The following is a 14,821-nucleotide window of genomic DNA, read 5'->3' as shown; positions in this document are numbered from 1 at the left end:
TGTTTTGACATTCTGCACAAGTAATAGACCAATACCATGAGTGAAGGAGGAAGTAATAATAAAAAGCAGCAATCAATCGTCATAGCCCTGGCTATCCTTTTGTTACTGGCTTTAGTGAAGATAGGTATCGACTACAGCACCAACAAATCGCTCACGGCAGACAATATGGCGAAGCAGGAGGAGCTGACCGAAACGTATTTCAGCCTTGATTCTGTATCATCTGAGCTGGACAAAAGAATCCAAACCATTACCGAACTGGGTGGCGAAGTTGACACGCTTTTGAAAGTAAAAGAGCAGCTGGAGAAAGAAAAAGAGGCTATAAGAACCCGCAGCAACAGAGAAATTGGGCAACTGAAAGCCAGAGTAGAGGGCTATCGTGAGCTGCTGGTGGCACAGGATGAAGAGATTACCAAGCTGAAAGCTATAAACGAGAAGCTTTTGACAGAGAATACAGGTCTCAAGGTAGAGAAAAATGAGCTGACAGCTTCCATAAGAGACCTTAGTCAGTCCAAAAACAAGCTGGAGGAAAAAGTGGCTCTCGCCTCTCAACTTAAGGTCGAAAACATGGTCATAGCTGCAGTCAACAGCCGGGGCAAAGAAACTGTCGGCGAGTTTAAAAACCGTCAGGTAGAATCGATCAAAGTCACTTTCAATATTGCAGAAAACAAGGTGGCTCCGGTCGACGGCAAGGACGTGCTGGTACGCATAGTGGCTCCTGATGGCAATGTGCTATTTGATGTTACGAGAGGATCAGGCACCTTTATTTTCGACAACCGTGAGATGTACTTCACAGCCAAGCAGGAGATTCTTTTCGACAACACCCGTCAGAAGCTTTCCTTTCTTTACAACAAAGGCAGTGAATATGCGCTGGGGATTCACAAAGTGGAAGTGTATACCGACGGTTACCTGATGGGCGCAGGCTCTTTTACGGTAAAATAAGCCGTAGCATCTCCACTACATTTCGAGTACTACAACACATAATCAACGGGCCTGTCAACTTATCTGACGGCTCCTTGTCAATTACGATTCGATTGCATACCTTTGCAGCCCATTTAATTAATAAGTTATACAATGCTTAACAATTACGAGACAGTATTCATTTTAACTCCCGTTTTGTCTGATACTCAGATGAAGGATGCTGTTGACAAATTCAAAGCCGTGGCGACCGAAAATGGTGCCGACATGGTCAATGAAGAAAATTGGGGCTTGAAAAAGCTGGCGTATCCGATCCAGCACAAAACCACAGGTTTCTATCACTATTTTGAATTTAAAGCAGCTCCTGGGGTTGTGGCAGCACTTGAAACCGAGTTCCGCCGTGACGAAAAAGTTATGCGTTTCCTTACCGTTGCGTTGAACAAAGACGCAGTCGAGTACAACAACAAGCGTAGGAAAGGCGAATTCAACAAAAAAGAAAAGGAGGTCGCAGCATGACACTGATGAACGAGCCCATCAACAGGGACATCCAGAAAATTAAGAAGTATTGCCGTTTCAAGAAGAACGGAATCAAATACATCGATTACAAGGATGCTAACTTCCTGTTGAAATTTGTAAACGAACAAGGTAAAATTCTTCCAAGAAGACTAACAGGCACCAGCCTTAAGTTCCAGAAGAAAGTAGCCCAGGCGGTAAAAAGAGCAAGGCACATTGCTATTCTACCGTACGTAACTGATTCATTGAAGTAAACCACCGAGGATCATGGAAATTATACTAAAAGAAGACGTAAAAGGCGTTGGCTACAAAAACGATACAGTTTCTGTAAAGCCAGGGTTTGGACGTAACTACCTGATTCCTCAGGGATTGGCTATTATCGCCAATAACTCCAATAAGAAGCAAATTGAAGAAAACATCCGCCAGGCTGCTCACAAAGCAGAGAAGATCATTCAGGACGCTCAGGCGCTTGCAGCATCTATCGGCGAGTTGGTTGTAACTATCAACACCAAAGCTGGCGAAAGCGGCAAAATATTTGGTGCGGTTACAGCTCTTCAAATTTCTGACGCACTTAAAGACAAAGGATTTGAAGTGGATCGTAAGAGAATCACTTTCAAAGAGGCTGTGAAGAACGTTGGTGAACACACAGTACTGCTTGATCTTCACAAGAATGTGAAGCACGAGATCACTGTGAATGTTGTCGGTGAATAATCCGAATACAAGATCATAAAGAAAAGGCGCTCTCAAGGCGCCTTTTTTTGTGCCTGTTCTTTACATTAAATTGCTGGATGTTCCGCACCGAAATTAGCACAACACCACATCAGCATTTGATCACCCATCAGGATTCGATCCTAACCCTTGGCTCCTGTTTTGCTGATGTCATAGGCAATCGCCTGGCTGAAAACAAGTTTTCAGTCGACATCAATCCATTTGGCACCGTTTACAATCCTGTCTCCATTTTCAAGCTACTTTCGCAAGCTGCAAGCAACACTAGTTTTACAAAAGAAGGAATCGTTGAAAGTCAGGGCATTTACCTGCACTTCGACCTGCATTCAAAGTTTGGGAAAGGAACCAAAGAAGAACTCCAAAGAGAGATTCAACAACTTGAGCAAAAAACCACCAAAGCCCTCGCTGATGCAAAATGGCTCATCATTACTTTAGGTACGGCAGTAGTTTACGAGCACTCAGGAGAAATAGTGGCCAATTGCCACAAAGTGCCTGCCAGCCAGTTTTCAAAAAGGATATTGTCGGTTAAAGAGGTGATCAGAGCCTACGAAAATGTGCGGAACCAGCTTTTTCAGGTTAATCCTGACGTCCAAATGATAGTCACCGTCAGCCCGGTACGGCATGTCAAAGACACACTGGTCGTCAACAGCCAAAGCAAGTCCATCCTGCGGGTGGCGGTGGCTGAAATGACCGCATTCCCTGAGGTTAGCTACTTTCCCTCCTACGAGATCATGATGGACGACCTGCGAGACTATCGCTTCTACGAGAAGGACATGATCCACACCAACGAAACAGCGCACGACTATATCTGGGAAAAATTCTCCGGGGTTTACTTCGATGAGCCCACCAGGCAGCTGATTCTTAAGTGGCAGAAGTTGAAAAGAAACCTTGAACACAAGCCTTTTCACCCAGCTTCGGCGCACCATCAGGCTTTTTTGAAAAAGACGCTGGAAGAAATGGAACAATTGAGCGGCCAATTGAATTTAGAACAAGAGATACAAGCCCTGAAAAAGGAAATTCTATGACCAAAGGCCCGCAGCCCAACAAGCTGATTAGCGAAACAAGCCCCTACCTGCTACAACACGCCCACAACCCCGTTGACTGGCATCCATGGGGAGAAGAAGCGCTGAACAAGGCATTGAAAGAAGACAAGCCTATTATTCTCAGTATCGGCTATTCTGCCTGCCATTGGTGTCACGTGATGGAACATGAGTCGTTTGAAAACGAAGCCATCGCCCAGCTCATGAACGACCATTATGTGTGCATCAAAGTCGACCGGGAAGAGCGCCCCGATGTGGACCAGGTGTACATGGATGCAGTGCAAGCCATGGGGCTCAACGGCGGCTGGCCACTCAATGTGTTTCTTACGCCGGAGCAGAAGCCCTTCTATGGAGGCACCTATTTCCCCGCAAAGAACTGGGCCGGACTATTAGAAAATGTAGCCGAGGCGTTTGTTAAACAAAGGCAAGAACTCGAAGACTCAGCGGAAAAGTTCGCTGATCACCTGGGCGGCAGCGTACTGGAACAGTTCAGCCTCTCCTCACCTGAGAGCAGCTTTTCACTGGCAGAAATCAGTGCTGCGGCTGGTCGACTGATTCCTAAGTTTGATACCGTTTGGGGAGGGCTTCAAAAGGCTCCCAAGTTCCCCATGCCCAGCATTTGGCTGTTCCTGCTTCGTCATGGACATGCTACCAACAGCCAACAACTGGTAGATCATGTGCATTTCACGCTGATAAAAATGGCTCAGGGCGGTATCTACGATCAAGCCGGGGGCGGGTTCGCCCGATATTCTGTCGATGGGGAATGGTTTGCCCCTCACTTTGAAAAGATGCTGTACGACAATGCACAGCTCCTGACCTTGTATTCGGAAGCATATCAGGTGACCGGCAATCCACTGTTCAAACAGGTGGTATACCAAACGGTAGAATGGCTTGAACGGGAAATGCTGCACGCAGATGGTGGATTCTATGCCGCCCTTGATGCCGACAGTGAAGGTGTGGAGGGTAAATTCTATATATGGACGCAGCCTGAGTTTGACGAAATAGCCGGCGATCAAAGAGCCTTCATCAAGGACTATTACAATATTTCCGACAACGGCAACTGGGAACACGGCAGAAATATCCTGTTTGTTACCGACCCCATCGAAGTAGTGGCCAAGCAGCATCAATTGCCAATCGCACAAGCGAAACAAGCAGCGGCGGCGTTCAACGAGCGGGTTATGCAAGTAAGAGCTTCCAGAATAAGGCCTGGTTTAGACGACAAGATTCTAACTGGCTGGAACGGGCTTTTGATCAAAGGCCTGACGGATGCAGCCATTGTTTTCAAAGAAGACAGATTCGGCAAACTGGCTACCAATTGCGCTTTATTTATCAAAAGCAAAGCCTGGAGCAACGGCGTGTTGCATCGAACTTATAAAAATGGCCAGGCCAAACTCTATGGCTATCTGGAAGACTACGCTGCCACCATTGACGGGTTTGTGAAGCTCTACGAAGCCAGCTTTGATCGGGAATGGCTACAGTTTGCCTATTTGCTGTCAGGGAAAGCGATGGACGAGTTCTTTGATAAGGAAGAGCGCCTTTTTTATTATACTTCCAGCAAGGGAGAAAAGCTCATTGCGAGAAAGAAGGAAGTATTTGACAATGTCATCCCTTCCACTAACTCTATGATGGCCCACAACCTGCACAAGCTGGGGCTTTACTTTGAAAACAACGACTACCTGACCTTTGCTGAGGAAATGACTGCCAGGTTAAAATCGCTGATACTCACTGAGCCCGACTACCTCACCAACTGGGCGATGATGGCTGGCCAGTTGGCCAAACCCACAGCGGAAATTGCCATAGTAGGGCCAGGCGCATTCGAATTGGCAGCAGCATTGAAACAAACCTACCTGCCTAACAAGGTGGTGGCTGCTTCGGAAACAGAAACGGACACACTGCCTATGCTGGCTGGGAAAAAGGCAGTGAATAAAAAAGCCACGGTTTACGTTTGTTATAACCGTGCCTGCCAGCGACCGGTGGGCACAATAAAAGAAGCTTTGTCGTTGATTGTTTAATCGGAAGAGACGGCCAGCAACTCACTATTTGGAGTATTTTGGCTATCTTTGGTAAGCAGGCTAATGAACTAAAAACTATGGTAAGAACCAGTTTGATCCCCAAAAAGCAGCAGATTTCAATCGAAGTACCTGCCGATTATGTTGGTACAGAAATAGAAGTAATTGCCTTCCAGAAAAATGAAGGAGTGGAGAGAGAAAAGACAATACCCAAGAAAGTCTCGTTCTCTGCAATTTCTATTGACACTGCCGGTTTCAGATTCGACCGTAATGAAGCCAATGAACGATAAGATATTTCTGGACAGCAATATTTTAATATACGCTTACTCTAAAAATGAAATAGAGAAACAAACTGCCTCAAGAAATTTGATCACCAACTTCAATTCAATCATTAGTACGCAGCTACTTCAGGAATTCGCTAATATCATCACTCGGAAATTTCAGTTCAGCTTTGATGATGCGCAAAAAGCCATTATCGAGTGTTGCCAAAACAACAAGGCTTTCACAAATACTGACACTACAATGCTAAAGGGATGTCAGCTAGCAGCCAGATATAAATTTTCTTTTTTCGATAGCCTTATTATTGCCTCAGCAATTGAGTCTGATTGCACGTGGCTTTACTCCGAAGATTTACAAAACGGTCAGGTCATTGACGAGTCACTCACGATTGTAAATCCATTCGTAAATATTTGATGGCATCCTTCGCCGACATCCTCCTCCCTGTGCCTATCCCGAGGTTGTTTACCTACCAGGTAACGGCGGAGCATGCTGATAAAGCTGAACCTGGTAGAAGAGTGATTGTGCCTTTCGGACAAAAGAAAGTACTGACAGGCGTTGTCGTTCAAACTCATGGCACCAAACCGGAAAACTACGAAGCCCGTGAAATTCTGGATGTGCTGGACGACCAGCCGGTAATTGTTGATCAGCAGCTCCAACTCATTCAGTGGATGGCCGGCTACTACATGTGCACGCCTGGCGAGGTGCTTAACGCCGCCCTTCCGTCCGGGCTAAAACTTAGCAGCAAATCGATGGTGCAGAAACACCCGGACTTCGATCCCGATGATGGTGCTCACACCTATTCCGACTCAGAGTGGAAGGTGGTAGAAGCACTGGAAGAAAAAGAACACCTGAGCTATGATGAAATTTCTCAGATCACCGGCGTTAAAAACATCTACCACCTCATCAAATCGCTATCAGCCAAAGGAGCGATCCTGATTTTCGAGCAGCTCATTGAAAAGTACAAGCCTAAAAAAGAAAGGCGGGTGCGGCTGCAAGCACCCCTGGAGAATGACCTACTGGCACTGGAAGCACTTTTTCAAAAGCTCGAAAAGAAAGAAAAACAACTTGAGCTGGTAATGAAATACCTGAGAGAAGTGCCCGTAAATGAGCTGAAAGACAGAAACCAGCTGGGAGTTCCCAAAGGAGAATTCCTTGCATCGGGCCTTTCGACTTCATCGCTTGGCACTTTAGTGAAAAATGGGGTTTTCGAAGAGTTTGATAAGGTAATTTCGAGGTTTGGAGAGCCAAAAAAGAAGGAAGCGGTTATTCCTGAGCTAACCTCATTGCAGGAAGAGAAGCTATCCGAAATCCATGGCCTCTTCGAGAAAAAATCGACGGTGCTGCTCCATGGCGTTACCGGGAGTGGAAAAACGGAAATCTATATCCGGCTCCTCCAGCAAGTGCTGGACGAAGGAGCTCAGGCGCTTTATCTTTTACCTGAAATAGCGCTCACAGCCCAGATTCTTCGCCGGCTCAAAAAGGTCTTCGGCGACAAAATCGGCATCTACCATTCCAAATACTCCGACAATGAACGGGTCGAGGTGTGGAATGGTGTACTTTCCGGCCGATTCCCAATAGTCGTGGGTGTGCGGTCATCCGTTTTTCTGCCCTTCAACAATCTTTCTCTCATCATCATCGATGAGGAGCATGAGTCGTCGTACAAGCAATATGACCCTGCGCCCCGCTACCACGCCCGTGACACGGCCATTATGCTGGGGCAGATTCACCATGCCAAAATATTATTAGGCTCCGCCACGCCGTCAGTAGAGAGCTACTACAACGCCCTGTATGAAAAGTACGGATTGGTAACATTGGAAACCCGATTTGGTGAAGTACAAATGCCGGAAACTGCCCTCATTGATCTGAAAGATGAGCGAAAGAAAAAACGAATGCACGGCGACTTGTCGCCGGGGTTGCTGCAAGCCATTGAGCAAACCCTGGAAGAAAACAAGCAGGTGATTCTATTCCAGAACCGGCGGGGCTATGCTCCTTATCTTCATTGTGAAGACTGCGCACACATACCCAAATGCGCCAACTGCTCGGTGAGTTTAACCTACCACATGTACCGCCAGGAGTTGCTCTGTCACTATTGTGGCTTTCGTGAACCCCTTCCGTCGCATTGTGAGGCGTGCGGTTCGGCCAAAATAAAAACGATTGGTTTCGGTACGGAAAAGCTGGAAGATGATTTAAAGGTGTTGCTTCCCACCGGCCGCATTAGCAGAATGGACTACGACACTACCCGCACCAGAAGCACCTACGAGCAGCTCATTGAGGATTTCGAAAACGGTGAAATCGACATCCTTGTAGGCACACAAATGATTACCAAAGGCCTCGACTTCGACCATGTGGAACTGGTGGGCATTCTCGACATCGACCGCATCATTCATTTCCCCGACTTTCGTTCGCATGAGCGGGCCTTTCAAATGATGACGCAGGTAAGTGGCAGGGCAGGTCGACGGTCAAACAACGGCAAAGTAATTATTCAGACCAACAACCCCGAACAACCTGTTTTTCATTTAGTACGAACCAACGATTATAAGCGATTCTACCAGATGGAGATCATGGAGCGGGAAAGCTTTCATTATCCGCCGTTTGTGAGAATGATAAGGGTGCTATTCAGAAATCAGGACAAGCAGTTGGTATGGGAAACAGCCAACCACTACCTGAAAAGTATTCAAAGTTCGCTGGGAGGCCACAGAATACTTGGCCCCCAGGAACCGTTAATAGCAAGGATACGAAATCAATACCACCAGGAAATTACCATCAAACTGGAAAAGGGTGGCATTTCTATCCCCAGGGCCAAAGAATTCCTGACTCAAAAGATGGAAGAATTGCAACAGGATAAAATATTCCGCCAGACATCCGTTATTTTTGATGTCGATCCGCAGTAACTATGAAGTTGGGCAAAAAAATAGACTATTTACAAATTCTTCTTTTCCTGTTGACAGGCACCTTGCTGTGGTCTTGTCTTGGCGAGGTAGAACCTTACGAAAAAGAGCCAGCGGTAAAAGTCAGGTTTTTCAACATTGACAGTCTGCAAAAAATTAATTCGGCAATTGCAGCAATCGACACTGCTGTGAAACATTTAACTGCGGAAAAGACAGCCCTTACTACTCAGCTTTCGGCACTCAACACCTCGCTAACTTCCCTCAACAAGCAAATTACTGAAGGTAACAATGATTTGATACCGGAAAGAGATTCAGTGCAGGCAGCGATCGCAGAGGCCAGGGCCAGGCAAACGGAGATTACCACAGAACAAGCCGCCCTTGCCGCAGCAAAGACACCGCTCACCAAAACAGCGGCAGCTATTAACAAAGGCACAATTTTGATCAGTAGCATCACAGCCAATGGCAACAAAGTTTCGTATTCAGATAGTGCCAACACCTTCAGTCTGCCACTAAACATGAATGCATCCAGTCAAGTGTATTACTTTGAAATTGCAGGCAAAGTGGATAGTATGGAGCTTACTTATTCGTTTGTTGAAGACCTTACAGCCAAGAGCTACACCAGGCTTATTGGCACCAACATAGAAAGAACCGACGACAAGTTTTCATTTGACAGTGTGAAAGTATACTGCAAAGCTTTACCTGACCCTTGCTTAAGCACAAAAACCACCGTCAATGTCTATTTCTAAAGTCGCCATATTCTCGCTGTTTACGCTATTGAGCTTATCGGCTTACGGGCAGGATATTGGCAGGCCAAAACCACCAAGAACACGGGTGAATCCAGATGGCCTGGCTGATACAACCAAGACCGCCAAACCGGAGCTTCCCGCCATTGAGGAAGAAAACGATGAGGAGGCGGAAATGAAACCTGCGAAGGTAAAGGATACCACCGACTATCCGTTTCTGACGGAGCTGCACCTCCTTCTCGACTATGGAAAGCTGCTTACATTGCCCACCCCTTTCGAAAGCAAAGCCGAGGGCGGCGTACAGGCAGTATTTGAAAACAGGTATGTCGGCAGCATCAGCTATGGCTATGGCAGTATCAACCCAACGGGAGCCTACAAAAACTCCGACTACAACGCCACCGGCACATACATAAAACCTGGCCTGTTCTACCAATTAGCCATCAACCCTAAAAATAAATTACTGCTTGGGGCTCAATATGGCATGGCGTCTTTTGAAGATTCAGGCGTGACCACCATCGAAAGTGCCTCAGGTTTATTTGAACCTTACGAAAGAGCTTTCGCCCGTGGTGGTCTTAAGGCAAACTGGCTGGAACTTTCCATTCAATCGGAAGGAAACTTCAGAGGCAATTTCTGGCTGGGGTTCAGGGCATCTTACCGGCATTTGATCAATACTGATAACCCAGGCGATCCGGACGTACTCATTGTGCCAGGCTACGGGAAAACGGTTGGTAGCGGAGTCCCCGCTGTGAACCTGTTTTTGAAGTATAAGCTCAATTTCTTCCACCCTCCTGTGGTAGTGGTGCCTGAATCAGAAGACTAGAAGTCCCATTCGTCGTTAAGGATGGGTAACGCATGATGGGCGGTCAGGTCGTACTGGCAAGGCACTATGGAGATGTAATTGTTAGCAATGGCCCATTCGTCGTTGTCCTCGCCCTTGTCGAAGTTCACAAAGTTGCCTGCCATCCAGAAATACTGACGACCATAGGGATCGTGGCGCAAATCGAACTCTTCTTGCCATTTAGCATTTGCCTGACGGCACATTTTGATGCCCTTTATCGCCTCGTTTCTTTTTGGCGGGATATTTACATTCAACGCCACTCCCTTCGGAATACCTTTTTCAAGGGCCTGCTTTGCTATTTTTAGAATGAATTCGTCCACATGAGAAAAATCTGCTTCCTGTGAATAATCACATAGCGAGAACCCGATAGCTGGCAAACCCTCCATGGCAGCCTCTATAGCCGCCGACATAGTGCCGGAATAAAGTACGCTGATGGAAGTGTTGCTTCCATGATTGATGCCACTTACAACCAGATCGGGCCGGATGTCTTTCAATATATAGTGCTTACCTATTTTCACGCAGTCGGCTGGTGTGCCGCTGCATTTATAAGCCTTTACATCGCCAAAAATATCGTCCGTATCCAGCCTCAATGTGTCGCCGATGGTGATAGCATGCCCCATCCCTGATTGTGGGCTGTCGGGTGCTACCACAATTACCTCACCGAGTGTTTTCATCAGCTCCACCAGTTTCCTGATGCCACGACTGGTTATTCCATCGTCGTTGGAGACGAGTATAAGTGGTTTCTTCTTTGCCATTGTCGATTATTTCACTGAGTTGTAGAACGCCACGATACGCACAAGATCTCTGATTTTATCTGGCGATAAACGATTCTTTTTCATGAAGGGCTTTACTTCCGACCATCGGTCACGCATAGCATCCTGAAGCTCGGGCTTCTTCCCGTTATACAGTCTTATATTGCCTTTTTTGTCAAGAAAGTAGAAACTATAGTCAAGCCTTTGCCTAGTTTGGTTATAGCCGCTAAAAGAATAGCTTTGAACAGACGGCACAGTTTCCTGAATTATCGCCTCTCTGGTCAGCAAAGACAGCTCGCCCTCGTACAACAGTTCGAAAAGCATCGGCACCTTGTAGTCGTAATTCACTGCATAAGGCAGCGAATAAAACTGCCTGTAGTTTTCGGTTGTCTTGTCGTAAAATTCTATGAAGACAATTTTGCGGCTTGAGAAAGTATTGATCCGATCCCGGTTTCTTACTTGCACCAAGTCGTTCGGCAGGTCGTATTTGATCTCCCCTCTCAGGGTGTCAGCATCATCATTCACTATCCAGCCGTCGTGCCAATACTCTGAAGGAAAATACTGAGCATAGGCTGAACTATTGATCAAAAGAGAAAATAAAAAAAATAAAAAAAACGAGTACTTTCCCATCCTCCACATACTACAATATTACATTTCCAAAGCAAAACGAACCACTATTTCTCTTTCAAAATCAAATGACCCATTTTATCACGTTTGGTTGTGAGGTACTTTTCATTAAACTCATTAGGAGCCACCTCAATTGCCAGGTTGTCTACAATTTCCAGGCCATATCCCAGCAAACCTGCTCTTTTCTTGGGGTTGTTCGTGATCAAACGTAATTTACTGATGCCAAGATCTCGTAGTATCTGTGCACCCACGCCATAATCTCTTTCATCCATTTTATACCCCAAATGAAGGTTAGCTTCCACGGTATCCATCCCTTCCTCCTGAAGCTTGTAGGCCCTTAGTTTCGCTTCCAGTCCTATACCACGGCCTTCCTGGTTCATATACAACACAACACCTTTGCCCTCCTTCTCCACCATTGTCATGGCATTATGCAGCTGCTCGCCGCAATCACACCTGTGAGAGCCAAATATATCGCCCGTAACACAGGAAGAGTGTACCCTTACCAGGACTGGCTCACCTGGCTCCCAGGCTCCCTTTACGAGTGCCAGATGCTGCTCGCCTGTGTTTTTCTGCTTATACGCATGAAGCTGAAAGGTACCATATTCTGTGGGCATCTTCACATCCACCAGTTTTTCTATCAGAGACTCCTTCTCAAGACGATAAGTGATCAGGTCTTTGATAGAGACAAGTTTGAGGTTGAACCTTTCGGCTACTTTTTTAAGGTCTGGCAGGCGGGCCATTGAGCCATCCTCATTCATAATCTCAACCAGCACTCCAGCAGGGTAAAGCCCCGCCATTCTGGCAAAATCAATCGCTGCTTCTGTGTGACCTGAACGGCGCAGTACGCCACCTTTCTTAGCTTTTAGGGGAAAAATGTGACCGGGTTTACCAAATTCTTCCGGCTGAGCCTTTGGGTCAACCAGCGCCTGAATAGTCACCGACCTGTCTTTGGCGGAAATGCCTGTGGTTACTCCCCTGCCTCTCAGGTCTACCGACACAGTAAATGGCGTTTCGTGAAGCGCTGTGTTTTTGCCAACCATCAGTTCCAGCCCCAGTTCTTCGCATCGCTCCTCCACCAATGGCACGCAAATAAGGCCTCTGCCGTGGGTAGCCATGAAATTGATGATTTCAGGGGTGACAGTTTCAGCAGCACATATAAAATCGCCTTCGTTTTCTCTGTCTTCGTCGTCTACAACGATGATGATCTCACCTCTTTTTATCGCCTCAATGGCGTCCTCTATTTTATCGAGTTCTATATTTTCTTGCATCGGGCTAATTGCACCCTTCGGGGTGTCTGCTAATTTTTTAACACTCTTAAAATCAAAAATATTTCGCAAAGGTTCATTTAAATATGCATACTGGCAAATCAGAACCTCTGCCGGGCCTTAGCCAACAGTGACAACACCAAGGATTCCAGCTAAACCCATTTCCACCTTTTTAAGCGCCTCATGGTGCTCCATTATCTCCACCTGCTCGGCCTCAGTTTCCGCAGTTTTCAATTTGTCAAGATTCTCTTTGATCACCCCCCTGACTGTCCGAAGCTTAAGCCTGACAATATTGGCATAGGTAGCGCCTTTCAGGTCGTTTCTTTCACTGTTTACTTTGATGTCATATTTCTCAGTCCAATGATGGCTCACTTCATGTCGCTCAGTAATCAAATCGATCACCTCTTTTTTCATTAATTCGGTGCCATGCTTCAAAACATAGTCCGCATCTATCACTTCGCCATCCACCAGCTTGTTCTTAAACATATCGAGGATTTGCGCATACACAGGGTGACTGAAATGCACCTCATCTGTCTCATGCAGAAAGTAGTCGGCAAGCAGTTGATCTACTTCCTCAGTTCCTTTTATCACAAATTGGCCGTAGTTGAGCAAAAGCCTCAAGCTTTCTCTCTCCTGAATCATTTTTGGATTAACCTCCGGCCTTTCCAGCGTTGAAATGGTCGCATCGGATGAGCTCTCAGATGCAGAACCGGAGTTGTCCAGCTCCAGCCGCTGCCGGGTTTGCTGCCGCTCCCTTTCCTTTTGCTGCTGCTGCCCTTGTTCGATGAGCATTTTGTTCATCTCGGCCACGATGACAGCCTCGTCCATGTCCATTAGCTGGCTGCATTCTCTCGCAAAAACCAACCTTTTGATAGCATCAGGTATTTTGGCTATACTACCCACAATCTCACGAATGGTGCCTGCCTTTTTTATGGGATCGCTGCCGGCATCCTTAAGGTAGAGATGGGTTTTAAAGGCAATAAAATCTTCACTGTTCTTTTCAAGAAAAGCCTTGAACGCAGAAGCGCCCAGCTGCTGAGAATAACTATCCGGGTCTTCTCCCTGGGGGAAAACGACAGCCCTTACATTGAGCCCTTCTTCCAGCAGCATATCAATGCCTCTCATGCTCGCTTTGATACCCGCAACGTCACCATCAAAAAGGGTAGTGACATTCTGAGTAAAGCGACTCATGAGTTTGATATGCTCACGTGTCAGGGAGGTGCCCGAAGATGCCACTACATTCTTAACACCCGCCTGGTGCATCGAAATAACGTCGGTATAGCCTTCCACCAGATAACAATTGTCCTCGTTTCGAATGGCCTGCTTGGCCTGGAACATCCCAAAAAGGACGTTGCTTTTATGGTAAACCGGCGACTCGGGGGAGTTAATGTATTTGGGCTGGTTCTCCGCCTTTTTGAGTATTCTGGCACCGAAACCTATAACCTTGCCCGACGGATTATGAATTGGAAACATGACCCTACCCCGGAAGCGGTCGTATTTTTTTCCGTCTTCTTTAGCCAGCACCAGGCCAGCCTTTTCCATCATTTCTTCAGTGAAGCCATTTTTGGAGGCATACTTCATGAAGCCGTCCCACTTGTCGTGGCTGTAGCCGAGGTCGAACGCCTTGATGGTTTCGTCCGAAAAACCTCTTTCTTTGAAATAGCTTAAACCAATGGCCTGCCCTTCATCGTCTTCCCACAAAAGCTGCTTGTAGTAGCCTTTGGCGTGGTCGAGTAAAATCAGCAGGCTTTCTTTTTCATTGAATTCTTTGATCTGATCGGGTGTAGCCTCCTCTTCTTCTACCTCAATGCCATATTTATTGGCCAGGTGCTTGAGCGCTTCCACATACCCCAGACCTTCAATATCCATGATGAAAGAAATAGCATCGCCACCTTTTCCGCATCCAAAGCACTTATAAATGCCCTTGTTGGGAGCCACGGAAAAGCTCGGCGACTTCTCATCATGAAAGGGGCAGCAGGCCCAAAAGTTCTGGCCCTTTTTCTTCAGCGAAACATAGTCGGACACCACCTCCTGGATGTCCATCCGGGATTGTATTTCTGATATGATGTGGTCGCTGATGCGCATGGGGCAACGAAGTTACGAAGTAAATCCGACTCCGGTAAAACCACTACGCCCAAAGTTGATCATCAATCCTTATCTGGCGATACTTTCAGGTAAAAGGCATTGCTCCGTTTATCAAAGAGGGTGAAAACCTATTTTGAAAAA

15 protein-coding genes are annotated in these 14,821 nt (G+C 46.6%); 11 read left to right on the top strand and 4 right to left on the bottom strand.

Annotated features, from left to right (window positions below; all coding sequences use genetic code 11):
• The first annotated feature begins 36 nt into the window (after positions 1 to 36).
• From RIF36_RS04385 to RIF36_RS04335, 11 genes are all read left to right on the top strand, one after another.
• Positions 37 to 939, top strand: a complete 903-nt coding sequence (locus RIF36_RS04385; protein WP_350119560.1) for a DUF8428 domain-containing protein — start codon at positions 37 to 39, stop codon at positions 937 to 939.
• Between the two features lie 132 nt (positions 940 to 1,071).
• Positions 1,072 to 1,431: a 30S ribosomal protein S6 gene (gene rpsF / locus RIF36_RS04380; protein ID WP_350071987.1), complete on the top strand. Its 360-nt coding sequence runs from the start codon at positions 1,072 to 1,074 to the stop codon at positions 1,429 to 1,431.
• Positions 1,428 to 1,682, top strand: coding sequence for a 30S ribosomal protein S18 (gene rpsR, locus RIF36_RS04375; RefSeq protein WP_151997139.1), 255 nt, complete (start codon positions 1,428 to 1,430; stop codon positions 1,680 to 1,682). The genes rpsF and rpsR overlap by 4 nt, the downstream gene beginning before the upstream one ends.
• Before the next feature lie 13 nt (positions 1,683 to 1,695).
• The gene (gene rplI, locus RIF36_RS04370; RefSeq protein WP_350071986.1) at positions 1,696 to 2,139 is read left to right on the top strand and encodes a 50S ribosomal protein L9; all 444 of its coding nucleotides are present in this window, start codon (positions 1,696 to 1,698) and stop codon (positions 2,137 to 2,139) included.
• A 77-nt stretch (positions 2,140 to 2,216) separates the two neighbouring features.
• Positions 2,217 to 3,179, top strand: coding sequence for a GSCFA domain-containing protein (locus RIF36_RS04365; protein ID WP_350071985.1), 963 nt, complete (start codon positions 2,217 to 2,219; stop codon positions 3,177 to 3,179).
• The gene (locus RIF36_RS04360; protein ID WP_350071983.1) at positions 3,176 to 5,206 is read left to right on the top strand and encodes a thioredoxin domain-containing protein; all 2,031 of its coding nucleotides are present in this window, start codon (positions 3,176 to 3,178) and stop codon (positions 5,204 to 5,206) included. The genes RIF36_RS04365 and RIF36_RS04360 overlap by 4 nt, the downstream gene beginning before the upstream one ends.
• Before the next feature lie 77 nt (positions 5,207 to 5,283).
• Positions 5,284 to 5,493, top strand: a complete 210-nt coding sequence (locus RIF36_RS04355) for a hypothetical protein (protein WP_350071981.1) — start codon at positions 5,284 to 5,286, stop codon at positions 5,491 to 5,493.
• The gene (locus RIF36_RS04350) at positions 5,483 to 5,896 is read left to right on the top strand and encodes a PIN domain-containing protein (protein ID WP_350071979.1); all 414 of its coding nucleotides are present in this window, start codon (positions 5,483 to 5,485) and stop codon (positions 5,894 to 5,896) included. Before RIF36_RS04355 ends, RIF36_RS04350 begins: the two co-directional genes overlap by 11 nt.
• Positions 5,896 to 8,373, top strand: coding sequence for a replication restart helicase PriA (priA, locus tag RIF36_RS04345; RefSeq protein WP_350071977.1), 2,478 nt, complete (start codon positions 5,896 to 5,898; stop codon positions 8,371 to 8,373). The genes RIF36_RS04350 and priA overlap by 1 nt, the downstream gene beginning before the upstream one ends.
• A gap of 2 nt (positions 8,374 to 8,375) precedes the next feature.
• Positions 8,376 to 9,116, top strand: coding sequence for a hypothetical protein (locus RIF36_RS04340; protein ID WP_350071975.1), 741 nt, complete (start codon positions 8,376 to 8,378; stop codon positions 9,114 to 9,116).
• Positions 9,103 to 9,933, top strand: a complete 831-nt coding sequence (locus tag RIF36_RS04335; RefSeq protein WP_350071973.1) for a DUF6048 family protein — start codon at positions 9,103 to 9,105, stop codon at positions 9,931 to 9,933. Before RIF36_RS04340 ends, RIF36_RS04335 begins: the two co-directional genes overlap by 14 nt.
• On the opposite strand, the gene surE is transcribed toward RIF36_RS04335, so the two are convergent.
• The 4 genes from surE to dnaG all read right to left on the bottom strand — a co-directional run bounded on the left by surE (position 9,930) and on the right by dnaG (position 14,680).
• Positions 9,930 to 10,706 carry a 5'/3'-nucleotidase SurE gene (gene surE, locus RIF36_RS04330; RefSeq protein WP_317489990.1) on the bottom strand — a complete coding sequence of 259 codons (777 nt, stop codon included), beginning with the start codon at positions 10,704 to 10,706 and terminating at the stop codon, positions 9,930 to 9,932. The two genes, RIF36_RS04335 and surE, sit on opposite strands and share 4 nt — an antisense overlap.
• 6 nt (positions 10,707 to 10,712) lie before the next feature.
• Positions 10,713 to 11,291, bottom strand: a complete 579-nt coding sequence (locus tag RIF36_RS04325; protein WP_350071971.1) for a hypothetical protein — start codon at positions 11,289 to 11,291, stop codon at positions 10,713 to 10,715.
• 86 nt (positions 11,292 to 11,377) lie between these two features.
• Positions 11,378 to 12,598: a bifunctional 3,4-dihydroxy-2-butanone-4-phosphate synthase/GTP cyclohydrolase II gene (locus RIF36_RS04320; RefSeq protein WP_151997152.1), complete on the bottom strand. Its 1,221-nt coding sequence runs from the start codon at positions 12,596 to 12,598 to the stop codon at positions 11,378 to 11,380.
• Positions 12,599 to 12,715: 117 nt separating this feature from the next.
• Positions 12,716 to 14,680, bottom strand: coding sequence for a DNA primase (gene dnaG / locus RIF36_RS04315; RefSeq protein ID WP_350119565.1), 1,965 nt, complete (start codon positions 14,678 to 14,680; stop codon positions 12,716 to 12,718).
• Positions 14,681 to 14,821 lie beyond the last annotated feature (141 nt).

It is taken from the genome of Imperialibacter sp., assembly GCF_040222815.1.
GTDB lineage: Bacteria > Bacteroidota > Bacteroidia > Cytophagales > Cyclobacteriaceae > Imperialibacter.
Note: the sequence above shows the minus strand (reverse complement) of the source record. Positions and strands in the feature narration are given on the sequence as shown.

Bases quoted from the DNA above. Each gene is read 5' to 3' on its own strand.
- RIF36_RS04335 (WP_350071973.1), top strand. From the start codon at position 9,103: ATGTCTATTTCTAAAGTCGCCATATTCTCGCTGTTTACGCTATTGAGC.
- RIF36_RS04360 (WP_350071983.1), top strand. From the start codon at position 3,176: ATGACCAAAGGCCCGCAGCCCAACAAGCTGATTAGCGAAACAAGCCCC.
- RIF36_RS04355 (WP_350071981.1), top strand. From the start codon at position 5,284: ATGGTAAGAACCAGTTTGATCCCCAAAAAGCAGCAGATTTCAATCGAA.
- surE (WP_317489990.1), bottom strand. From the start codon at position 10,706: ATGGCAAAGAAGAAACCACTTATACTCGTCTCCAACGACGATGGAATA.
- RIF36_RS04350 (WP_350071979.1), top strand. From the start codon at position 5,483: ATGAACGATAAGATATTTCTGGACAGCAATATTTTAATATACGCTTAC.
- dnaG (WP_350119565.1), bottom strand. From the start codon at position 14,680: ATGCGCATCAGCGACCACATCATATCAGAAATACAATCCCGGATGGAC.
- RIF36_RS04385 (WP_350119560.1), top strand. From the start codon at position 37: ATGAGTGAAGGAGGAAGTAATAATAAAAAGCAGCAATCAATCGTCATA.
- RIF36_RS04365 (WP_350071985.1), top strand. From the start codon at position 2,217: ATGTTCCGCACCGAAATTAGCACAACACCACATCAGCATTTGATCACC.
- priA (WP_350071977.1), top strand. From the start codon at position 5,896: ATGGCATCCTTCGCCGACATCCTCCTCCCTGTGCCTATCCCGAGGTTG.
- rpsR (WP_151997139.1), top strand. From the start codon at position 1,428: ATGACACTGATGAACGAGCCCATCAACAGGGACATCCAGAAAATTAAG.
- RIF36_RS04320 (WP_151997152.1), bottom strand. From the start codon at position 12,598: ATGCAAGAAAATATAGAACTCGATAAAATAGAGGACGCCATTGAGGCG.
- rplI (WP_350071986.1), top strand. From the start codon at position 1,696: ATGGAAATTATACTAAAAGAAGACGTAAAAGGCGTTGGCTACAAAAAC.
- rpsF (WP_350071987.1), top strand. From the start codon at position 1,072: ATGCTTAACAATTACGAGACAGTATTCATTTTAACTCCCGTTTTGTCT.
- RIF36_RS04340 (WP_350071975.1), top strand. From the start codon at position 8,376: ATGAAGTTGGGCAAAAAAATAGACTATTTACAAATTCTTCTTTTCCTG.